This window comes from Leucobacter sp. GX0328 (assembly GCF_053567315.1).
This window is the reverse complement of the sequence record NZ_JBSGPC010000001.1, coordinates 943184-964936: the sequence shown is the minus strand read 5'-3', so window position 1 is coordinate 964936 and position 21753 is coordinate 943184. Positions and strand designations below refer to the sequence as shown.

Here is a 21753-nt window from a genome sequence, read left to right as displayed (position 1 = left end):
GTGAGACACCGGATGGATCAGCTGCACGACACCGCCCTGCGCGGATTCGCCTCCGACAACTACTCTGGCGTGCACCCCGAGGTGCTCGCGGCGATCGGGGTCGCGAACGGCGGCCATCAGGTCGCCTACGGCGAAGACGACTACACCGCCCGGCTCGGCGAGGTCGTCGTGCAGCACTTCGGCGAGGGGGCGACGGTGTGGCCGGTCTTCAACGGCACCGGCGCGAACGTGGTGGGCCTGCAGGCGATGCTGCCGCGGTGGGGCGCGGTCATCTGCGCCGCGACCGCGCACATCCACGTCGACGAGGGCGGGGCTCCCGAGAAATCGGCCGGCATCAAACTGCTGCCGGTGCCGACCCCCGACGGCAAGCTGACGCCCGAGCTCATCGCCGCCGAAGCGTGGGGCTGGGGCGACGAGCACCGTGCGCAGCCGCTCGTCGTCTACCTCACGCAGTCGACCGAGCTCGGCACCCTCTACACGGTCGATGAGCTGCGCGCCATCTGCGACTACGCGCACGAGCACGGCATGCGGGTCTACATGGACGGCGCTCGCCTCTCGAACGCCGCCGCATCGCTCGGGCTGCCGCTCGCCGCCTTCACGACCGACGTCGGCGTCGACGTGCTCTCGTTCGGCGGCACGAAGAACGGCGCGCTCGGCGCCGAGGCGATCATCGTACTGCACCCCGAGGCCGCACCCGGGCTCATCTACCTGCGCAAGAACCAGATGCAGCTCGCCTCGAAGATGCGCTTCGTGTCGGCGCAGCTGCTCGCGCTGCTCGACGGCGACCTCTACCTGCGGAACGCGGGGCATGCGAACGCGATGGCCGGGCGCCTGCGCGACGGCATCGAGGCCGGCATCGCCGCCGGAGAGCTGGCCGGAGTCGGATTCACCCAGGCCACCGATGCGAACGCGGTGTTCGCGACGCTGCCCGACGGCGTCGCCGACCGGTTGCGCGAGCGGTTCCGCTTCTACGACTGGGACGCCTCGAAGAACGAGGTGCGCTGGGTCTGCGGCTTCGACACGACCGAGGGCGACATCGATGCGTTCCTCGCCGCGCTCGGGGCGGAGCTCGCATGATCGGGCACTCGGCGGGCGCCGTCGCCCTCGACCCCGCGATCGCCCTCGACACCGAGGTGCTCTACCCGGCCGGGGCGACGACGTCGACCGGCACCGTCACCCACGTCGTGCCGCTCGACGGCGGCGAGTTCGGGGTCGTGGTCGACCGCACCGCATTCCACCCCGTCGACACCGCCTGGCCCGATCAGCCTTCGGACACGGGGGTGATGCGCTTCGGGGCCGAGACCGTCGACATCGTCCGCGCCGTCGTGGGCGCCGCCCATGAGGGCCGCCTCAGCATCGGCGCCGACGTGCCCGTGCGCACCGGCACCGAGGGCTGGGTCTTCTGCGTCGTGCACGTCATCGTGGGCCCCGCGCCCGCGGTCGGGGCCACCGTCGAGATCGAGGCCGACGCCGCGCTGCGCACCGCACTCTCGGCCGGGCACACCGCTTGCCATCTGGCCGCGCTCGCGCTCGACGCCGCCCTCGCCGAGGCCTGGACCAAGCCGGTCGCGGCAGACGCGCTCGGCAGCCCGGCGTTCGACGCGCTCGCCATCCAGTCGTCGCGCATCGAGCCGTTCGGTTCGGTCGACGTCTACCGCATCGGCAAGTCGCTGCGGCGCAAGGGCTTCTCGGTCGATGCGCTCGACGACCTCGAGGGCATCGCTGCGCGCGCCAACGAGCGACTCGCGGGCTGGGTCGCGGCGGGCGGCGCCGTGCGCATCGAACGCGACGGGCTCGGCCTGTCGGCGCGGCGGCGCTGGGTGTGCGAACTGCCCGAGGGGCGCGTCGAGATCGCCTGCGGCGGCACCCACGTGGACGAGGTCGGCGCGCTCGCGGCCATCTCGGTCTCGCTCGAGCGGGCCGACGTCACCGGCGGCGTCGAGCTCGCGATGCGCACGCGTACCGCCGGCTGAGACGCGCGCCGCGGGCTGACCCGCCCGCATGTCCGACCCGTCATTCGGCTCTCACCCGAACTTCGGAGCGGATCGGCGTTTTCCATCCGAACGACGGGTGAGAGCCGAAGTTCGGGCGGCGCCGGCCGAGCGGTCGGCCGGCAAGGAGCCCGCCCTACGCGCGCGCGTGCGCGGTGCAGAAGGCGCCGGCGTGGGCGTCGCAGGCGACGAAGCGCTCGCGGCACTGCGGCGCCGGGCAGTCGCTCAGCCGGGCGGAGGGCTCGCCGCAGACGGCGCAGCGCCCGAGCACGGCGGTCTCGCCCGCGAAGTCGACGGTCTCGCGCCCGTCGAATACGGCGAGCGATCCCTCCCAGAGGCCTGCGTTGCCGAAGGCCTCGCCGTAGCGCACGATGCCGCCGTCGACCTGGTAGACCTCCTCGAAGCCCCGCTTCAGCATCGCGGCCGAGAGGATCTCGCAGCGGATGCCGCCCGTGCAGTAGGTGACGACGGGCTTCGACTTCAGATCGTCGAAGGCCCCCGACTCGATCTGCTCGATGAAGCCGTGGGTGGTGCGCACGTCGGGCACGACGGCCCCCTTGAAACGGCCGACCTCCGCCTCCCAAGCGTTGCGCCCGTCGAAGAAGACGACGTCGTCGCCGCGTTCGGCGACGAGCGCGTTCACGGCAGCGGGCGAGAGGTGCTCGCCGCCCCCGACGACGCCGTTCGCGTCGACGACGGTCTCGTCGGGAAGGCCGAAGGCGACGAGCTCGTCGCGCACCTTGACGCTGAGCTTCGGGAAGTCGGCGATGCGCCGCCAGGGCGCGGTGCGGTCGACGCCCTTGAGCAGCTCGGGTTCGAGGGTCTCGAAGCCGGTGCCGTCGCTCCACTTCGGCTCGAGCTCGGCGAACGGCGCGTACTCGCGCGTGCGCTTCAGGTACTGCTTGCAGGCGTCGATCTCGCCGCCGACGGTACCGTTGATGCCGTGCTTCGAAATGATGATGCGGCCGCGCAGGCCGAGCGATTCGCAGAGCTCCCGCTGCCACAGTCGCACGGCCTCGGGGTCGGCGACGGGGGCGAAGACGTAGTACAGCAGGATCTTGGGTGCGCTCACCCGTCAATCGTAAAGGCTCCGTTCCGTACGCTCTTGACATTGACGTAACGTCAACCTCTACCGTGAGATGAGCGCCGGGAAGGTCCCGGCCGCGGAGCGGGAGGCCGTCATGGGGCGCGAGCATTCGATCCAGGACATCGCGAAGGCGGCGGGCACGACCTCGCGCACGCTGCGCCACTACGACGGCATCGGCCTGCTGCCGCCGAGCCGCGTCGGCGCGAACGGCTACCGCTACTACGACGACCGCGCGCTCGTCAGGCTGCAGCGCATCCTGCTGCTGCGCGAACTCGGCCTCGGTCTCGAGGCGATCGCGCAGGTGCTCGCGTCGCAGGATGCGGGGGCCGCGCACGGCGCAGACCCCGAGGCGGCCGAGGCGCACATCCTCGCCTCCCACCTCGAGCTGCTGCACCGGGAGCGCGACCGCATCGACGCGCAGATCGGCGCGGTCGGCCGCACCATCGAGGCGCTGCGGGGTCGCGTCCGGGAGCCCGGGGGAGCGCCCGGAGAAGCACGAGACGAAGCACGAGACGAAGCACGAGAAGAAGGAGGGGACCTCATGTCCCAGAACATGTTCGACGGATTCGACCACACCGAGCACCGCGAGGAGGTCGAGGCGCGGTGGGGGAAGGACGCCTACGCGCGCAGCGACCGCTGGTGGCGGGCGATGGGCGACGAGGAGCGCCGCGCCTGGCAGGAGCGGACCGCGCAGCTCGCCGCCGACTGGAGCGCGGCCGCCGCTCGGGGAGAGGACCCGACGGGCGCGGGCGCGCAGGAGCTGGCCGCGCGGCACATCGAGTGGCTGCGCGGCGTGCCCGGCACTCCGGCCGCGACTCCCGGCGGCGATCTCGCGGGCTATGTGCGCGGCCTCGCCGAGATGTACGTGGCCGACGAGCGCTTCGCCGCGAACTACGGCGGCCGTGCCGGGGCCGAGCTCGTGCGCGACGCGCTCACCGCCTACCTCGGCGACTGAGCTCCGATGCCGGCCCCGACGTCCGCGCGGGCGAGCGGCCGGACGGCGGGGCCCGCCGGCGTCAGACCTGCGTCTTCTCCTGCGCGTCCCACGCGTCCGAGATGCGCTGCTGCTGCTCGGGGGTGCGGGTGAGCGGCGGCACGACCTCGTAGTGATCGTTCACGATGACGACGTCGTGGTCGACGTGGTCGACCATCGCGTGCACGGTGTCGATGAAGTCGCGGCGGCGGATCGCGTCGAGCACGCGGGCGTGGTCGCGCTCCATCTCAGCGCCGGTCGCGACGTTCGCGAGGCGGCCGCGGTGCTCGGGGGTGCGCAGCTTGTCGTTGATGCCGGCGTACAGCGACGCGAGCAGTCGGTTCTTCGCCGAGTCGAACACGAGACGGTGGAACTTGCTGTCGAAGGCGTTGTTGTCGCTGCCCTCGGCGAGGCCGAGCACGGGGCAGCGGGTGCAGCCGATCTCCTCCTCCGCCGCCAGCTCGAGCGCGGCGAGATCCTCATCGGTGCGATGGATGGCGGCCTGCTGCGCCGCCTCGATCTCGAGTGCGCGGCGGTAGCTCAGAATCTCCTCGAGGGTGAAGTCGTTGAGGAACTCGTTGAGCAGCGAACTGGTCGGCGAGGCCGAGCGCACGAAGGTGCCGCGGCCCGGCAGCGTCTCGAGCATCCCCATGCTCGCCAGGGATCGCACCGCTTCGCGCACGGTCGACCGGCCGACGCCGGTCTGCTCGGCGAGTTCGGGTTCGATCGGGATCCGGCTGCCGACCTCCCACTCGCCCGTCGTGATCTTCCGGCGGAGATAGGCGAGAGTCGAGCGGGCGCGGTCGGATCCGGTTGTTGACGCCACTTCGGTCCTCACCTTCCTCGGAGCGGTTTCCGTACGCGATCGTACGTGCGAAACCCCAGTATATCTGCGGGAAACCGGGCGCCGACCGCCCCCGGCCTCTAGGCTTGAGTCGAGATGCGCGCGCAAGGCCGCGCGCGCCGCACGAGGGAGGGAGCTCACGATGACTCAACGGCCGAGCCATGGCAGGATCGACCCCTACGCAGGCATGCGGGAGGTGCCGGGGTTCGCCCTGTCGAGCACCGACGTGCAAGACGGCGAACCGCTGCCCGCCGAGGTCTACGCCGACTACGCGGGCGGGGCGAATCTCTCGCCGCAGCTCAGCTGGTCGGGCTTCCCCGCCGAGACCCGCAGCTTCGCCGTGACCTGCTTCGACCCCGATGCGCCGACCGGGTCGGGATTCTGGCACTGGGCCGTCGCGAACATCCCGGCGCACGTCACCGACCTGCCGGCGGGCGCAGGTGCGCCGGGCGGCGAGCTGCTGCCCGAGGGCGCCATCACGATGCCGAACGAGATGCGCGAACCGGCGTTCACGGGCGCCGGACCGCCCGAGGGCACCGGCGTGCACCACTACTGGTTCGTCGTGCACGCGCTGAACGTGGAGCGCATCGACATCGACCCGCAGGCGACGCCCGCCGTCATGGGCTTCACGATGCGCGATGCCGTCGTCGGGCGGGCGATCATCGTCGCGACCGGCGAGTACGGGCAGGCGGCCTGACGCCCGGCGATCCCTGTCGAGATCGGACAGGGATCGCTGCACGCGCAGGCAACGGCTCTGTTACGAAGCACGCCGCGGTGCGAGGAAACGCGCCGTCGGGGTCTACGATTCTTCAGAGCGGTCGATTCATGCCCGAATCAGCTATGACCGTCGTGAATTGACACCGTTAGGACCAGATACACATGCGACAGACCTCGTTCCGCCGCCGTGCGCTCGCGATTGCCGGCATCACCGCAGCTGCTGCGCTCACCCTCACCGCCTGCTCGGGCGGCGCAGATACCGCCGAGGGCGGTGCAGGCGCAGCCGAGTACAAGATCGGCATCAGCCAGTTCGCGCCGCACCCGGCGCTCGACGCCGCGACCGAGGGCTTCCAGGAGGCCTTCGACGACGCCGGCATCAAGGCCGAGTTCGACCTGCAGAACGCTCAGGGCGAGCAGCAGAACGCGGTGACCATCGCGCAGAGCTTCGCCGACTCCGACGTCGATCTCGTGCTCGCGGTCGCGACGCCCTCGGCCCAGGCGGCCGCCCAGGCCATCGCCGACAAGCCCGTGCTCTTCACCGCCGTCACCGACGCGGTCGAAGCCGAGCTCGTCGACTCGGACGACGCGCCCGGTTCGAACGTCACCGGCACGAGCGACGCCGTCCCGGCCGACGCTCTCGAGGGCCAGTTCGGCCTCATCGCCGAGCTCGTGCCCGACGCCAAGAAGGTCGGCATCGTGTACGCCTCGGGCGAGGTCAACTCCGAGGTGCAGGTCAAGGACGCCGAGGCCGTCGCCGAGGGCATGGGCATCGAGATCGTCACCCAGACCGTCACCACCGCGAACGATATCGCGCAGGCCACCGAGGCGCTCGGCGACGTCGACGCGATCTACGTGCCGACCGACAACATGGTCGTCACCGGCGTCGCATCGCTCGTGAAGGTCGCGGAGGAGAAGCAGATCCCCGTGATCGCCGCCGAGGCCGGCACCGTCGAGGGCGGCGCCATCGCCACGATGGGCATCGACTACAAGGCGCTCGGCAAGCAGACCGGCGAGATGGCCGTCAAGATCCTGCAGGACGGCGCCGACCCCGCGAAGACCCCGGTCGAGTTCGCGAAGGTGCTCGCCAACACCGTGAACCCGGGCGCCGCCGAGCGCATGGGCGTCACGCTGCCCGACTCGCTGCTCGAGGGCGCGGACATCGTCGAATAGTCGGAGACGCGCGGGTCACCGCGTATGCGTCGGGCGGGCGGCCGGATCGGTCGCCCGCTTCGACGTTCTCCCGAAATAGGAATAGGATCGCGGCATGATCGGTGCGCTCGAGCTCGGCCTCATCTACGGCGTCATGGCGCTCGGCGTCTATTTGACGTTCCGAGTACTCAACTTCCCCGACCTCACCGTCGACGGCAGCTTCACCACGGGGGCCGCGACCGCGGGCGCCATGATCACGCTCGGCCACAACCCCGTGCTCGCGACTCTCGTCGGCGGCGCCGCCGGCCTCGTCGCGGGCGCGATCACCGGCGTGCTGCACACCAAGGGCAAGATCGACGGACTGCTCGCCGGCATCCTGACCATGATCGCGCTGTGGTCCATCAACCTCCGCATCATGGGCACCACCAAGGAAGACGCCGTCAGCACCTCGAACCTGCCGCTGCTGCGCGCCGACACGGTCTTCACGCCGCTGCAGGACGCGGGCATCGCGAAGAGCTGGCTGAGCATGCTCATCATCTTCGTCGGCGTCATGATCGTGAAGCTCATCGTCGACTGGTTCCTCTCCACCAACCTCGGCCTCTCGATCCAGGCCACGGGCGACAACGGCCCCATGATCGCGAGCTTCGGCGTCAGCACCGACCGCACCAAGATCCTGACCCTCGCCCTCTCGAACGGCCTCGTCGCGCTCTGCGGCGCGCTCGTCGCCCAGTACCAGGGCTTCGCCGACATCAGCATGGGCATCGGGCTCATCCTCGTCGGCCTCGCCTCGGTCATCCTCGGGCAGGCGATCCTCGGCCAGCGCTTCATCTGGGTCGCATCGTTCGCCGTCGTCTTCGGCGCCGTGCTCTACCGCATGATCATCTTCTTCGCGCTGCAGGTCGGCCTCGACCCGAACGACATGAAGCTCATCACGGCGCTGCTGGTGGTGGCCGCGCTGCTGCTGCCGCGCTGGGGCTTCCTGAAGCGCGTGCCCGCCTGGAAGAACCGGGGAGGCAAGGTCGAACGGCCCGAAGACCGCGATCCCTCGCTGTACGACGACGCGACTCCGGTCGCCGAAGAACCCGCCGCCGAGAGCGCGGGGAGGTAACCGCATGCTCACTATCGACCATATCCAGAAGACCTTCTTCGCGGGCACCGTCAACGAGCGCCGGGCGCTCACGGGGGTCACCCTGAGCCTTGCCGAGGGCGACTTCGTCACCGTCATCGGCTCGAACGGTGCCGGCAAGTCGACCCTGCTGAACGCGATCTCGGGGCGCTACACCGTCGACTCGGGCACGATCGAGATCGACGGCAACCGCGTCAACCGCCTCAAGGAGTACCAGCGCGCCAAGTACGTCGGCCGCGTCTTCCAGGACCCGATGGCGGGCACGGCGCCCGAGCTGACCATCGAGCAGAACCTCGCCCTCGCCGTGCGGCGCGGCAAGCCCCGCGGGCTCGGCCCCGCCCTCACCAAGGCGCAGCGCGAGCGCTTCCGCGACGAACTGAAGTCGCTCGAGCTCGGCCTCGAGAACCGCCTCACCGCGAAGGTCGGCCTGCTCTCGGGCGGTCAGCGCCAGGCGCTGTCGCTGCTCATGGCGGGCTTCACCCACCCGAGCATCCTGCTGCTCGACGAGCACACGGCGGCGCTCGACCCGCAGCGCGCAGCGCTCGTCACCGAACTCACCGACCGCATCGTGTCGCAGGGCCGGCTCACGACCCTCATGGTGACGCACAACATGGAGCAGGCGCTCCGGCTCGGCAACCGCCTCATCATGATGCACGAGGGCAATATCGTCTTCCAGGCAACGGCGGAGGAGAAGCAGCAGCTGACCGTACCGGGCTTGCTCGCGGAGTTCGCGAAGATCAAGGGCGCGCAGCTCGACGACCGCGCCATGCTGGCGTAGCGGCGCGTCGGAGGTTCTCGGCGCGCATCCACCCTCCCGCCGTCCCGCCGCAATACAGTGGGCACATGGCAGAGGACAGCATCGTCTGGAGCGAGGTCGCGGAAGCCGCCGAAGCGCGCGCCCTCGCATGGTACGCGGGTCTCGACCGCGACGGCGGGCGTGCGATGCTGCTCGGCGAGATGAGTCGCGAGCCCGAGAGCTTCGACTTCACCCGCCGGCTGATCGAACTCGTCGCAGGCACCGAGGACGCGTTCACCTCGGCCCTCGGGCTGCGCGAGATGGCGCACGAGATCCCCGAATCGATGCCCATGCGCGATCGCATCGCCGTGCGCACGGGCGGTGCCGTCTCGCTCGGACTGCCCTGGGCAGTGATGCCCGTGGCCCGCAAGTGGCTCAGGGATCGCGTCTCGCACCTCGTGCTCGCCGCGCGGCTGCCCGAGAGCGCCGAGAAGCCGGGGCGGCTGAGCGGCCTCGCCGAGGTGCTGCGCCGTCACGGCGAGGCGGGCCTCGTGCCCGTGCTCGCTCCCGGCGGCGACGCCGTGCACGGGCCGCACGGCGTGCGCGCCGAGGCGGGCCGCCTCGCGGGCCTCGCGACGCACGCGATCGTGAAGCACCTCGTCGTCGACCCCGAGCGGCTCGCGCCGGGCGGCACCGACTGGTCGGCGGAGGACGACGTGGCGGGCGCCGCCGCAGCCATCGTCCCCGTGCTCGAATCCGCGCGCGAGCACGGCACCACCGTGTGCATCGCGCCGCGCAGCGTGCGCTGGGCCCGGCTCGTGCCCGAGCTGCTCGCCCGAGCGCTCGCCGACCCCGCCTTCGACAGCGTGCGCATCGGAGTGCGCCTGATGGCCGAGCTGCCCGAGTCGCGCGAGCAGTACTCCTGGCTGAGCCGGTGGGCGCAGCGCCGCCTCGCCGACGGGGGAGCGCCCTCGGAGGTCACCATCGGCGTCGCCGGCGTCGCGGGCGTCGAACGCATCGCCTCGATCCGCAGCGGCCTCGCCGTGCCGGTCATCGAAGGGCGTCGCGAGACGACGACCCAGCTGCTGCGCCTCGCCGAGCTCGCACTGCACCCGGGCCGCGCGGCGTCGCTGCGCCCCGTCATCGCATCCGAGGATCCGCTCGTGCTCGCCGCCGTCGCCGAGATCGCGACCGAGCTCGGCAGCGCCGAGCTCGGCAGCGTGCAACTGCGCCGCGGCATCGTGCCGGGGCTCGCCGAGCTGCTCGCGCGCGACCTCGCCGAGGTGCGCGTGCTCATCCCGGTCGTGCCGCCCCAGGAATTCGGCGGCGCGCTCGACGTGCTGCTCGGGTTCGTCGCCGAGGCCTCCGACCCCGACTCGGTCGTCGCCCGACTCGAAGCCGGCGAGGCCTCGCTGCCCGAGGAGCGCGAATGGTTCGGCGAGGCGGTCGAGGCGGTGCCCGATTGCGCGCCCCGCTCTCACCGCACGCAGCTGCGGGCGCGGGAGTGGGATCCGAGCGAGCGCGACAGCGCGCTCTTCTACCGCGCCCCCGACGAGCCGGCGAGCTTCGACACGGGCGGTCTCACCGCGGCGGTGCTCGGCCTCACACGCGGGTCGACGGGCGAGCTGCGGCTCGACGCCGTCGCCGCGCCGAAGGCGATTCCCGTGGTCTCGGCGTCGGGGTTCGCGAACGAGCCCGACACCGACGCGAGCCTGCCGCAGAACCGGGAATGGGCGCGCGGCCTCGCCCGTAGCGCCGCCGAGGAGTCGGCGGAGATCGAGGCCGAGAACCCGACCATCGCGTTGTCGCCCGCCGACCTCGACCCGGCGCGCGCGGCCGAGCAGGCGCGCACGGCGGGCGAGGCCTGGGCCGCGACGCCGGCCGCGACGCGCGCGGTGCGCCTGCGCCGGCTCGCGCTCGCCACGGTCGCCGCGCGCGACCGGCTGCTGCAGAGCCTCGTGCGCGACACCGGTGCGCCGGTGCGCGAGATCGACCGGCGCATCGGCGACATCGTCGACACGGCACGCTACTCGGGGCAGCTCGCCGAGCGGCTCTCCGCCGTGCTCGGCGCCACGTTCGTCGCCGAGGGGCTCGTGCTCGTCGTCGCCGACGACAGCTTCCCGCTCGACGTGCAGGCCGAAGCCGTGCTGTCGGCGCTGGCCGCGGGCAGCGGAGTCATCTGGACGGTGCCGAGCCGCATCGCCGCCACCGCGCGAGCCCTGCTCGAGGAGTGGGAGATCGCGGGGCTCCCCGCGGGGGTCGTGCGCGTCGAACCGGTTTTCGCGACGGGGGCCGGCGGCACGCTGGCGCGGCTCGTCGCCGAGCCCGGCATCGATCGCGCGGTGGTGCTCGGCGCGCGCGGTATCGCGAAGGATCTCGTACGCCACCGGCCCGACCTCCGCGTCGACGGCCGCCTGCCCGCCCCCGGAACGATGCTCGTCGCGCCCTCCGCCGATTTCGACGGGGCCGTGCGCGACGTCGTGGCCTCCGCGTTCATCGGCGCCGGCGCGCATCCCCGATCGATCAGCGGGGTGCTGCTGCTCGGCAGCGCCGGCCGGTCGCGCCGGTTCCGCGAGGGTCTCGCCGATGCGGTGCGGCAGCTGCGGGTCGGCGATTCCTCCCGTCCGGGCCAGGCCGATCCGCTCGGCTTCGACGTCGGGCCGCTGCCGGTGCCGCCGAGCGCCGCCGGCATGCGCGCGCTGACCGAGCTCGGCCGCGGTGAGGAGTGGCTCGTGCAGCCCGAGCGGCTCGACGACGCGGGGCTGCTGTGGCGGCCCGGCGTGCGCACCGGCGTTTCGGCGTCATCGGCCTTCTGGGATGACGCCGTCGGCGTGCCCGTCATCGGCATCGCGCACGTGCACACGCTCGGCGACGCGCTCGCGCTGCAGCAGATGGGCGGCGCGGTCGCCGGCCTGCAATCGTACGACTCAGATGAGGTGCTCGCCTGGCTCGAGGGCGCCGAGGCGGCGTCGCTTTCGATCAACCGGCCCACGAGCGATGCGCGCGTCGAACGGCAGCCCGGCGGCGCCTGGAACGACGCCGCGATCGGCATCGCCGGCCTCGGCGGCGGCCCGAACCGACTGCTCGCCCTCGGCTCATGGAGCCTGCGCTCGGGCACGCGCAGCGAGACGCTGCACCTGCGCGGCCTCGAACCCGAGGTGCGCCTGCTCATCGAAGCGGTGCAGCCCTCGATCGGCTACGAGGAGTTCGACAATCTGCGCCGTGCGGCCCTCGCCGACGCCATCACCTGGCGCACGTCGTTCGGTATCGCGCGCGACGACCTCGGTCTCGGCGTCGAGCGCAATGTGCTCCGGTACCAGCCGGTGCCGACGCACGTGCGGCTCGCGGAGGGCGGCGCGCTCGCGGAGCTCGTGCGCGTGATCGCGGCCGCGATTCTCGTGCGCGCACCGATCGCGGTGTCGACCGGCGAGGTGCTGCCGGCGCCGGTCTCGGCGTTCCTCTCGCAGGTCGGCATCGAGGTGTCGCTCGAGAACGACGGCGACTGGGTCGAACGGCTCGCGGTCGCGGGGCCCGTCGGAGCCGGCGGCGTCGTCGCGCCGCGCATCCGTCTGATCGGCGGCGACCGCGTGCGTGCGGCCGAATGGCTCGGCGGCCTCGAGCGGGTGTCGCTGTGGGCCGAGCCGGTGACGATGGCCGGGCCGGTCGAGCTGTTGACGCTGCTGCGCGAGCAGTCGGTGGCGGCGCGCGCGTACCGTCACGGGCTCGCCGTGCCGGTGCCGGGGCTCGACGAGCTGCTGGAGTCGTAGGTGCGTCACTGCGCCTCGATTTCCGTTCGACGGAGTCGCACGGTAAAGTAATCTCCTGGTCGTGTTCGCACGGTCTTCGGCGGATTACCCGAGCGGCCAAAGGGGGCTGACTGTAAATCAGCTGGCACAGCCTACGGGGGTTCGAATCCCTCATCCGCCACCGAAGAAAACCCGGTCAGAAGAAATTCTGACCGGGTTTTTCGCGTGTGGAGCCTCCGGGGCGCTCAGGCGCCGGGCTGCCGCAGCACGAACTCCACGATCATGGAGGCGGCCGGCTCGGGGTTCTCGATGACGGCTTCGTGGCCGTGCTGCGGGATCTCGCGCATCTCACTGCTGGGAATCGCCGCCGCGACCTCCGCCACCCATCCGCGCGGGCAGACGCGATCGTGCTCGCCGCGCATCACGAGGGTCGGGCGCGAGATGAGCGGGCAGATGGCCTCGATGCGATGGTGCAGCATGAAGCGCAGCTTGCGCAGGTACCAGAGCGGGCTCGTCTTCGCGTACTCCCACAGCCCGAGCAGCAGCGTCCTCGGGCCGGTGCCGCCGAGATCCTGCAGCATGCGCAGGGCCTGCTGCCGCGCGGTGCGCTCGTGCACGTTCACCGTGGGCGCGATCAGCACGAGCTCCGACACGAGCTCCGGGCGGTGCACCGCGATCTCGGCGACGACCTGTGTGCCCATCGAATGCCCGACGAGCACGACCGGGCCGCCGACTTCACGGCGGATGAACATCGCGACCTCCGCCGCCGTCTCCTCGAGCGTCGCGGCCGAGCCGGGCTCGGGGGAGTCGCCGAACCCCGGCAGATCGACGGCGAGCACGCGCCCGTAGGCGCTGAGCACCTCGCCGACGCCGTCGAAGACGAGGCGGCCCATGCCGATGCCGTGCACGAGCACGAAGGTGCGCGTCGCGGGCCCCGACGTGTCGGTGAAGGCCATGGTGGTCTCTCCGCGACGATACTCGCGATCCTGCCGAGTCATAGCCCCACACTAGCCGCTGCGGAGCTACGCTCGAGCTGTGCGGCACCCCGGTCGTGGGCGCCGGAGGCCGATGAGGGCGAAGGAGTCGAACGTGGTCGTGCAATCCGAAGTCACCCCGGAATTCGTGAACGGGAGCGTCTCGTACTGGATGCGGGATGCCGGGCGGCCGCACCCGCGCCCGGGTCTTCCGGGCCCGATCGAGGCCGATGTCGCGATCGTCGGCGGCGGGTTCACGGGGTTGTGGACGGCCTACTATCTCAAGTGCGCGCGGCCCGAGCTCGACATCGCCGTCATCGAGCGCGAGTTCGCGGGCTTCGGCTCCTCGGGGCGCAACGGCGGCTGGTTCAGCGCGAAGGCGCCGGGGCAGTTCGCCCGGTACGCGCGGGAGTCGGGGCGCGACGCGGCGGTCGCATTCGAGCGCGAGATGATGGCCTCCGTGGGCGAGGGGGTCGCGGTCGCCGAGCGCGAGGGTTTCGGCGAGCACGTGCGCCACGACGGCATGATCCAGGTGGCGACGAGCCCCGCGCAGCTCTCGCGGCTGCGGGCCTATGCGGCTGCGCTCGGGCGCGAGGGGTGGGCGCCGGGGCGCGACTTCCATCTGCTGACTCCGCCCGAACTCGACGAGCGCGTGCGGGTCGCCGACGTGCGGGGCGCCTTCTGGAGCCCCCATTGCGCCCGCATCCACCCGGCGAAGTACGTGCTCGCCCTCGCCGAGACGGTCGAGCGGCTCGGCGTGCGCATCTACGAGGGTACGACGGCGACGGCGATCGAGCCGCGTCGCGTGCGCACGAACCGCGGCGATGTGCGCGCGCAGACCGTGGTGCAGGCGATCGAGGGCTACACCGGATCGCTCGAGGGGCAACGGCGCAGGTACCTGCCGATGAACAGCAGCATGGTGGTCACGGAGCCGCTCGGTGAGGCGCAGCTCGCCGCGATCGGATGGCGGGGAGCCGAGACGATGGGCGACTTCGCGCACAGCTTCGCCTATCTGCAGCGCACGGCCGATCACCGCATCGCGATCGGCGGCCGCGGCATCCCGTACCACTTCGCATCGACCTTCGATCGCCAGGGCCGCACCGCAGACTTCACGGTCGGCCAGCTCGGCACGCGCCTCGTCGAGCTGTTCCCCTCGCTCGCGGGGGTGCGGCTCGACCACAGCTGGTCGGGGGTGCTCGGGGTGCCGCGCGACTGGTGCGCGGGGGTCGATTTCGATGCTTCGACAGGGATCGCCCATGCCGGCGGCTATGTCGGCCACGGAGTGACCGCGACGAACCTCGCCGGGCGCACGCTGCGCGACCTCATCCTCGGCGAGGATACGGAGCTGACCCGGCTGCCGTGGGTCGGGCATCGTTCGCGCAACTGGGAGCCGGAGCCGCTGCGGTGGATCGCGGCGCGATCGCTGTACGCCGTGTACCGTTTCGCCGACCGTCGGGAGTATCGCAGCGGCTCCGGGCGCACGCACCCTGCCGCGCGCCTCGCGAACCTCATCAGCGGTCGCTGACCGGCGTGGGGTGCTCAAGCTGAGAGTTGAGTGAGATCGACTCAAGTTTGAGGCGGAGAACTTGACGTCTCCGATGCAGTCGGTAAACTTGAGTTCATCAGGCTCAAGGTTGCTCGGGTGCTTGCGAAATCATCCCGGGCCGGGAGCACGGGACCACGACGGTCGGTCGCGCAAGCGGTCCGTTCCGCCGATCACAGCAGCAGAAGGAGAACGCATGTCACGCGCAGTAGGCATTGACCTCGGTACCACCAACTCGGTCGTCTCGGTGCTGGAGGGCGGCGAGCCCACCGTCATCGCGAACGCCGAAGGGTTGCGCACCACCCCCTCGATCGTCGCCTTCACGAAGGACGGCGAGGTGCTCGTCGGCGAGACCGCGAAGCGCCAGGCCGTCACCAACGTCGACCGCACCCTCGCGTCGGTCAAGCGCCACATGGGCACCGATTGGAAGACCGACGAGATCGACGGCAAGCGCTACACCGCGCAGGAGATCTCGGCTCGCACGCTCATGAAGCTGAAGCGCGACGCCGAGACCTACCTCGGCGACAAGGTCACCGACGCGGTCATCACCGTGCCGGCGTACTTCAACGACGCCGAGCGACAGGCCACCAAGGAAGCCGGCGAGATCTCGGGCCTCAACGTGCTCCGCATCATCAACGAGCCCACCGCCGCCGCGCTCGCGTATGGCCTCGACAAGGGCAAGGAGGACGAGCTCATCCTCGTCTTCGACCTCGGCGGCGGCACCTTCGACGTCTCCCTCCTCGAGGTGGGCAAGGACGACGACTTCTCGACCATCCAGGTGCGCGCCACCTCGGGCGACAACCGCCTGGGCGGCGACGACTGGGACCAGCGCGTCGTCGAGTGGCTCATCACGCAGTTCAAGAACTCGACCGGCGTCGACGTCTCGAAGGACAAGATCGCCCTCCAGCGCCTCAAGGAGGCCGCTGAGCAGGCGAAGAAGGAGCTCTCGAACTCGATGAGCACCCAGATCCAGCTGCCCTACCTCTCGCTCACCGAGAACGGCCCGGCCAACCTCGACGAGACCCTCTCGCGCGCCAAGTTCGAGGAGCTCACCAAGGATCTGCTCGAGCGCACCCGCAAGCCGTTCAACGACGTCATCGCCGAGGCGGGCGTCAAGGTCGGCGACATCGCGCACGTCGTGCTCGTCGGCGGCTCGACCCGCATGCCCGCGGTCACCGAGCTCGTGAAGCAGCTCACCGGCGGCCGCGAGCCCAACAAGGGCGTGAACCCGGATGAGGTCGTCGCCGTCGGCGCAGCCCTCCAGGCCGGCGTGCTGAAGGGCGAGCGCAAGGACGTTCTGCTCATCGACGTGACCCCCCTGTCGCTCGGCATCGAGACCAAGGGCGGCATCATGACGAAGCTCATCGAGCGCAACACCGCCATTCCGACGAAGCGCAGCGAGACCTTCACCACCGCCGAGGACAACCAGCCCTCGGTCGCCATCCAGGTCTTCCAGGGCGAGCGCGAGTTCACCCGCGACAACAAGAATCTCGGCACCTTCGAGCTCACCGGCATCGCGCCGGCTCCCCGCGGCATCCCGCAGGTCGAGGTGACCTTCGACATCGACGCCAACGGCATCGTGCAGGTCTCGGCGAAGGACAAGGGCACCGGCCAGGAGCAGACCATCACGATCTCGGGCGGCTCGACCCTCTCGAAGGAGGACATCGAGCGCATGGTGCGCGAAGCCGAGGAGCACGCCGCCGAGGACAAGAAGCGCCGCGAGACCGCCGAGCAGCGCAACCAGGCCGAGCAGCTGGCCTACTCGACCGAGAAGCTCATCAGCGAGAACGAGGACAAGCTGCCCGAGGACGTCAAGACCGAGGTGCAGGGCGATCTCGACGAGCTGAAGCAGGCGCTCGCGGGCGACGACGAGGATGCGGTGAAGGCCGCGTCCGAGAAGCTCGGCCAGAGCCAGACGAAGCTCGGCGAGGCCATCTACGCCCAGGCGCAGGCCGAGGCCCCCGAGGCCGGCGCCACCGCCGAGGAGTCGAACGATGACGACGTGGTCGACGCAGAGGTCGTCGAGGACGAGGAGTCGAAGTAACCATGGCTGAACAGGAACAGCACATTCCCGGCGAAGAGCCCCGTGACGTTCCTGCTGCAGGGTCGGAAGAGGAGAACTCTTCCGGCCCTGTGCCGCAGCAGGGGGCCGAGAACGCCGAAGACGGCCTGACCGTCGAAGACATCCTGGGCGCGGAGCAGAACGCGGACGCGGCCGAGGCCGATGCGGCGGAGGCCGACGAGAATCTCTCGGACGAGGAGAAGTCGTACCTCGAAGATCTGCGCCGTCTGACCGCCGAGTACGCGAACTACCGCAAGCGCACCGAGGCGAACGCCGTGCTCGAGAAGCAGCGCGCGGTCGCCGCGGCCGTGTCGCCGCTGCTCACGGTGCTCGACGACCTCGACCGCGCCGACCAGCACGGCGACCTGGTCGAGGGGTCGGCGTTCGCAACGATCGCGCAGAAGCTGCGCGGCGTCGTGGAGCGCCTCGGTCTCGAGGGCTTCGGCGAGAAGGGCGAGCCCTTCGACCCGCAGGTGCACGAGGCGATCGCCCAGGTGCCGGTCCCCGGCACCGAGGAGCATGTCGTGCTCGACGTGATCGAGCGGGGGTACCGCATCGGCGAAGTCGAGCTGCGCCCCGCCAAGGTAGCGGTGGCGGTGGGGGCAGATGGCTAGTCAGGATTGGCTCGAGAAAGACTTCTACCGCACCCTCGGCGTCTCGAAGGCGGCAAGCGAGGCTGAGATCAAGAAGGCCTACCGCAAACTCGCGCGCAAGTACCACCCCGATTCCAACCCGGGCGATGCCACGGCCGAGACCAAATTCAAAGAGATCAGCGAGGCGTACGCCGTGCTCTCCGACACGGAGGAGCGGGCGGAGTACGACCAGATCCGAGCCATGGGCGCCGGCGGCGCCCGCTTCACGGCGGGCGGCGGCGGGAGCCAGGGCTTCGAGGACATCTTCGGCGGCATGTTCGGGGGCGGCCATCGCGGCGGCGCCCAGTTCGGCGGGCAGCCGGGCGGGTTCCGCACCGGCGGTCAGGGCTACGACGACATCTTCAACATGTTCGGCGGCGGGGCGCCTCGAGGCCCTCAGCCCGGGCGCGACATCCAGGCCTCGACCACGCTCGACTTCGAGACGGCGGTGGGCGGCCAGACGGTGACGCTCCAGGCGCCCGGCGGCCCGGTCAAGGTGAAGATCCCTGCCGGGGTCGCCGATGGTCAGAAGATCAAGGTGCGCGGCAAGGGCGAACCGAGCCCGAACGGCGGCTCGGCCGGCGACATCATCGTCACGGTGCACGTGCGCAAGCACCCCGTATTCGAGCGCGACGGCCAGAACCTGCGCCTCAAGCTGCCGGTGACCTTCTCGGAGGCCGCACTCGGCGCGACCGTCGAAGTGCCGACGCTCGGCGAGGGCACTGTGAAGCTGCGCGTGCAGCCGGGCACTCCGAGCGGCCGCGTACTGCGCGTCAAGGGGCGCGGCGTGAAGAGCGCGAAGGGCACCGGCGATCTGCTCGCCGAGGTCCAGATCGTGGTCCCCTCGCACCTCTCCGACGCGGCGCGCGAGGCCCTCGAGGCCTTCCGCGACGTTGAACCGAACGAGAATCCGCGCGAGGATCTGTATGCACGTGTGCGAGGCGCCTGAGCGCCCGGCACGCCCCGAATGAAAGACAGGTGAGCCCCATGGCCGACCCCCAGCTCGATCGCTACACTCCGGTGTTCGCCATCGCGGCGGCGGCGGGGCTCGCCGAGATGCACCCGCAGACGCTGCGGCAGTACGACCGTATCGGGCTCGTCACGCCGCAGCGTACGCGGGGCAACACCCGCCGATACTCGCTGCACGACGTCGCGCGTCTGCGCGAGGTCGCCCGGCTCTCGGCCGAAGGGCTGAGCCTCGAGGGCATCCGCCGGGTCATCCAGCTCGAAGACCGCGTGCGCATGCTCGAGGGGCAGGTCAGGGATCTCGAACGCGCCCTCTCGGAGGAGCGCATGCAGCGGCCCGATCGCCGGGTGTTCGCGGCCGGCGCTGCGGGCGGCGAGGTCGTCACGCTTCGACGCGGCACCCGTGTGCGCCGCAACGCCGAGGTCGTGGTGTGGAGGCCGTGAACCTCGAGCACCTGCTGGCGCAGCTCTCGCGGAAGCCCGACGTCGATGCGCCGGAGCTGCAGGCCCACGACGCGGCCGACGAACTGATCCTCGACACCGCGGCCGCAGACGTGCGGGCGGCCGGGCCCGGCGAGGTCGTCGTGATCGGCGACCGACACGGGGCGCTGACGCTCGGCGCTATCGCCGTGCTCGGCGCGCGCCGGGTGCGCAGCCATCAGGACCCGCTGCTCGGCGAGCGCGCGGTCGCGGCGAATGCGGCGCGCCTCGGTCTCTCAGACGACATCGCGGCCCACGGACTCGACGCCTCGCTGCTGTCGGGCGCCCGCGTCGTGCTGCTGCAGCTGCCGCGCAGCCTCGACGCGCTCGACGAGATCGCGTGGTCGATCGCCCGGTGGGCGACGCCCGAGGTGCGCGTCATCGCGGGCGGGCGGGTGAAGCACATGACGCGCACCCAGAACGAGGTGCTCGGGCGGTACTTCGACGAGGTGGCCGCCGGGCTCGGGCGGCGCAAGGCCCGCGTGCTCACCGCCTCGGCTCCGGCCTCGGACTCCGGCCCCGCACCATTCCCCCGATGGGGTACCGACCCCGACCTCCCCTTCCGCGTCGCCGCGTTCGGCGCGACCTTCGGTGGCGCGACCCTCGATCACGGCAGCCGACTGCTGCTCGCGGGTCTCGACGGGGCGCCCGCCGCGCGCCGGGTCGTCGATCTCGGCTGCGGCAACGGTTCGCTCGCCGTATCGGCGGCGCTGCGGCTGCCGCATGCGCAGGTTCTCGCAACCGATCAGTCGGTCGCCGCGGTCGCCGCGACCCGGCTCACCGCCGAAGCGGCTGGCGTTGCGGAGCGCATCGACATCCACCGGGCCGATGCGCTGGAGGCCGTGCCCGACGGCTGGGCCGAGCTGATCCTGCTGAACCCGCCGTTCCACACGGGCGCCGCAGTGCACGCGGGCGTGGGTCATCGGCTCATCCGGGCCTGCGGCCGCGCGCTCGCGCCGGGCGGCGAACTGCGCATCGTCTTCAACTCGCACCTGCGCTACCGTCCCCTCGTCGAACGCACGGTCGGCCCGGTCGAGCAGATCGCGCGCGATCGCACCTACACGGTGCTGGCGGCGCGGCGCCGGTGATCCCTGGGGCGCTCGCTGTACAGCGGCGCTCTCGGGAACGCCCCTCGATGATGATCGATCAGTGCACAAGCGGCCGAGGGCAAGATCGCGCGACTGTGCGTGCATGCACATACGACGTGCGGTAAATCGTCTTGCCAGCCCCGCGCCCAGGCAAGAAGCTGGGGTGAGCTTCGGTCGGTCGAAGATCTACGTTTCAGCTACAAGGAGGTAGCAGTGGCCGTAAGGGAACAGCAGGTCGAGACGGGCAGCGCGCTCAAGCGCACGCTGCGCCGCGTCGTCATCGCATCGATGGCGGGCACCGTGGTCGAGTGGTACGAGTTCTTCCTGTACACGACAGCGGCGACGCTCGTGTTCAACAAGATCTTCTTCCCGCAGACCGGCGATCCGCTCGATGGAGTGATCGCCGCGTTCGTCACCTATGCCGTCGGGTTCATCGCCCGCCCGCTGGGAGGCGTGGTATTCGGGTACTTCGGCGACCGCTACGGGCGCAAGCACCTGCTGCAGGTCGCCATCGTCATGGTCGGTGCGACCACCTTCCTCATGGGGTGCCTGCCGACCTTCGACACCATCCAGTACTGGGCGCCGGCGCTGCTCGTCGCGCTGCGGTTCATCCAGGGCTTCGCCGTCGGCGGCGAGTGGGGCGGGGCGGTGCTGCTCGTGGCGGAGCACTCGCCGAACGACAGCCGCGGATTCTGGGCGAGCTGGCCGCAGGCCGCGCTCCCGCTCGGCAACCTCCTCGCGACGATCGTGCTGTGGGTGCTGTCGTGGTCGCTCTCCGATGCGCAGTTCCTCTCGTGGGGCTGGCGTATCGGATTCTGGCTGTCGGTGATCATCGTCGCAGTCGGATACTACGTGCGCACGAAGGTCAACGACGCCCCGATCTTCACCGAGACGAAGCAGATCGAGGTGGTGCGTCAGAAGCGCACGAACGGGCTCGTCGACGTCTTCCGCCAGTACCCCCGCCAGGTGTTCACCGCGATGGGTCTGCGGTTCGCGGAGAACATCATGTACTACCTGGTCGTGACCTTCTCGATCACCTACCTGTCCATCCACCGCGGGATGGATACGACCTCGATCCTGAGCTTCCTGCTGCTGGCGCATGCGATCCAGTTCTTCGCGATCCCCGTCATCGGTCGGCTCGGAGACCGTCTCGGCCGTCGGCCGGTCTACGGCGCGGGCGTCGTGCTCTCCGCCGCCTGGGGCTTCATCGCATTCCCGCTCTTCAATACCGAGAATCCGGTGCTGATCGTCATCGCTATCACGCTCGGCCTACTGCTGCACGGCACGATGTACGCCGGGCAGCCGTCGATCATGGCCGAGATGTTCCCGACTCGCATGCGCTACTCGGGCGTCTCGCTCGGATACCAGGTCACGTCGATCGTCGCCGGCTCGGTGGCGCCGATCATCGCGGCGGCCCTGCTGCGCGAATTCGGTTCAGGAGTACCCGTGGCGATCTACCTCGCATTCGCCTGCGCGATCTCCCTCGTCGCGGTGATCGTCATGCGCGAGACCCGGGGCATCGACCTGAAGGAGCTCGACCGGGAGGATCTCGCGAAGTACGGCGAGTACGGCGAGTACGGCGAGTAGGGCGGTCGGCCGCCCGAAGACGACGGAACCGAACGGCGGTGCGTATCGGGGC

Annotated in this window: 18 protein-coding genes and 1 tRNA gene; 16 read left to right on the top strand and 3 right to left on the bottom strand. The window is 70.8% G+C overall.

Going from position 1 to position 21753, the window contains the following annotated elements; genetic code table 11:
• Positions 1-12 precede the first annotated feature (12 nt).
• A complete protein-coding gene (locus ACUYTF_RS04365; RefSeq protein ID WP_434143200.1) occupies positions 13-1077 on the top strand; it encodes a beta-eliminating lyase-related protein in 1065 nt (354 codons plus the stop codon).
• Positions 1074-1973 carry a metal-dependent hydrolase gene (locus tag ACUYTF_RS04360; RefSeq protein WP_434142925.1) on the top strand — a complete coding sequence of 300 codons (900 nt, stop codon included), beginning with the start codon at positions 1074-1076 and terminating at the stop codon, positions 1971-1973. The genes ACUYTF_RS04365 and ACUYTF_RS04360 overlap by 4 nt, the downstream gene beginning before the upstream one ends.
• 154 nt (positions 1974-2127) lie before the next feature.
• On the opposite strand, the gene ACUYTF_RS04355 is transcribed toward ACUYTF_RS04360, so the two are convergent.
• The gene (locus ACUYTF_RS04355) at positions 2128-3063 is read right to left on the bottom strand and encodes a rhodanese-like domain-containing protein (RefSeq protein ID WP_434142927.1); all 936 of its coding nucleotides are present in this window, start codon (positions 3061-3063) and stop codon (positions 2128-2130) included.
• A 67-nt stretch (positions 3064-3130) separates the two neighbouring features.
• On the opposite strand from ACUYTF_RS04355, the gene ACUYTF_RS04350 reads away from it, so the two are divergent.
• Entirely contained in the window at positions 3131-4033 is a 903-nt protein-coding gene (locus tag ACUYTF_RS04350; RefSeq protein ID WP_434142929.1) for a TipAS antibiotic-recognition domain-containing protein, read from the top strand.
• A gap of 61 nt (positions 4034-4094) precedes the next feature.
• On the opposite strand, the gene ACUYTF_RS04345 is transcribed toward ACUYTF_RS04350, so the two are convergent.
• Positions 4095-4877 carry a GntR family transcriptional regulator gene (locus ACUYTF_RS04345; RefSeq protein ID WP_434142931.1) on the bottom strand — a complete coding sequence of 261 codons (783 nt, stop codon included), beginning with the start codon at positions 4875-4877 and terminating at the stop codon, positions 4095-4097.
• Between the two features lie 160 nt (positions 4878-5037).
• Here ACUYTF_RS04345 and ACUYTF_RS04340 point away from each other — a divergent pair, with 160 nt between their 5' ends.
• The 6 genes from ACUYTF_RS04340 (at position 5038) to ACUYTF_RS04315 (ending at position 12550) form a co-directional block, all read left to right on the top strand.
• Positions 5038-5592 carry a YbhB/YbcL family Raf kinase inhibitor-like protein gene (locus ACUYTF_RS04340; protein WP_434142932.1) on the top strand — a complete coding sequence of 185 codons (555 nt, stop codon included), beginning with the start codon at positions 5038-5040 and terminating at the stop codon, positions 5590-5592.
• A 182-nt stretch (positions 5593-5774) separates the two neighbouring features.
• Positions 5775-6782 carry an ABC transporter substrate binding protein gene (locus tag ACUYTF_RS04335; RefSeq protein WP_434142934.1) on the top strand — a complete coding sequence of 336 codons (1008 nt, stop codon included), beginning with the start codon at positions 5775-5777 and terminating at the stop codon, positions 6780-6782.
• 94 nt (positions 6783-6876) lie between these two features.
• Complete coding sequence (locus tag ACUYTF_RS04330) at positions 6877-7869, top strand: ABC transporter permease subunit (protein WP_434142935.1); 993 nt, start codon at positions 6877-6879, stop codon at positions 7867-7869.
• Between the two features lie 4 nt (positions 7870-7873).
• Positions 7874-8665, top strand: coding sequence for an ATP-binding cassette domain-containing protein (locus tag ACUYTF_RS04325; RefSeq protein WP_434142936.1), 792 nt, complete (start codon positions 7874-7876; stop codon positions 8663-8665).
• A 65-nt stretch (positions 8666-8730) separates the two neighbouring features.
• Positions 8731-12390 carry an aldehyde dehydrogenase family protein gene (locus tag ACUYTF_RS04320; RefSeq protein ID WP_434142937.1) on the top strand — a complete coding sequence of 1220 codons (3660 nt, stop codon included), beginning with the start codon at positions 8731-8733 and terminating at the stop codon, positions 12388-12390.
• A gap of 78 nt (positions 12391-12468) precedes the next feature.
• Positions 12469-12550 (top strand) — tRNA-Tyr (locus ACUYTF_RS04315).
• A gap of 64 nt (positions 12551-12614) precedes the next feature.
• On the opposite strand, the gene ACUYTF_RS04310 is transcribed toward ACUYTF_RS04315, so the two are convergent.
• A complete protein-coding gene (locus ACUYTF_RS04310; RefSeq protein WP_434142938.1) occupies positions 12615-13367 on the bottom strand; it encodes an alpha/beta fold hydrolase in 753 nt (250 codons plus the stop codon).
• Between the two features lie 91 nt (positions 13368-13458).
• Here ACUYTF_RS04310 and ACUYTF_RS04305 point away from each other — a divergent pair, with 91 nt between their 5' ends.
• From ACUYTF_RS04305 to ACUYTF_RS04275, 7 genes are all read left to right on the top strand, one after another.
• The gene (locus ACUYTF_RS04305; protein WP_434142939.1) at positions 13459-14868 is read left to right on the top strand and encodes an FAD-dependent oxidoreductase; all 1410 of its coding nucleotides are present in this window, start codon (positions 13459-13461) and stop codon (positions 14866-14868) included.
• Positions 14869-15082: 214 nt separating this feature from the next.
• A complete protein-coding gene (gene dnaK / locus ACUYTF_RS04300) occupies positions 15083-16930 on the top strand; it encodes a molecular chaperone DnaK (protein WP_434142940.1) in 1848 nt (615 codons plus the stop codon).
• A gap of 2 nt (positions 16931-16932) precedes the next feature.
• Positions 16933-17562 (top strand): nucleotide exchange factor GrpE, encoded by a 630-nt coding sequence (locus ACUYTF_RS04295; protein ID WP_434142941.1) that lies wholly within the window; start codon positions 16933-16935, stop codon positions 17560-17562.
• Positions 17555-18529 (top strand): DnaJ C-terminal domain-containing protein, encoded by a 975-nt coding sequence (locus ACUYTF_RS04290; RefSeq protein WP_434142942.1) that lies wholly within the window; start codon positions 17555-17557, stop codon positions 18527-18529. The genes ACUYTF_RS04295 and ACUYTF_RS04290 overlap by 8 nt, the downstream gene beginning before the upstream one ends.
• Positions 18530-18567: 38 nt before the next feature.
• Entirely contained in the window at positions 18568-18990 is a 423-nt protein-coding gene (locus ACUYTF_RS04285; RefSeq protein ID WP_434142944.1) for a heat shock protein transcriptional repressor HspR, read from the top strand.
• The gene (locus ACUYTF_RS04280; protein ID WP_449279352.1) at positions 18978-20114 is read left to right on the top strand and encodes a class I SAM-dependent methyltransferase; all 1137 of its coding nucleotides are present in this window, start codon (positions 18978-18980) and stop codon (positions 20112-20114) included. The genes ACUYTF_RS04285 and ACUYTF_RS04280 overlap by 13 nt, the downstream gene beginning before the upstream one ends.
• A gap of 288 nt (positions 20115-20402) precedes the next feature.
• Positions 20403-21701 carry an MFS transporter gene (locus ACUYTF_RS04275; protein ID WP_434143201.1) on the top strand — a complete coding sequence of 433 codons (1299 nt, stop codon included), beginning with the start codon at positions 20403-20405 and terminating at the stop codon, positions 21699-21701.
• Positions 21702-21753: the final 52 nt, after the last annotated feature.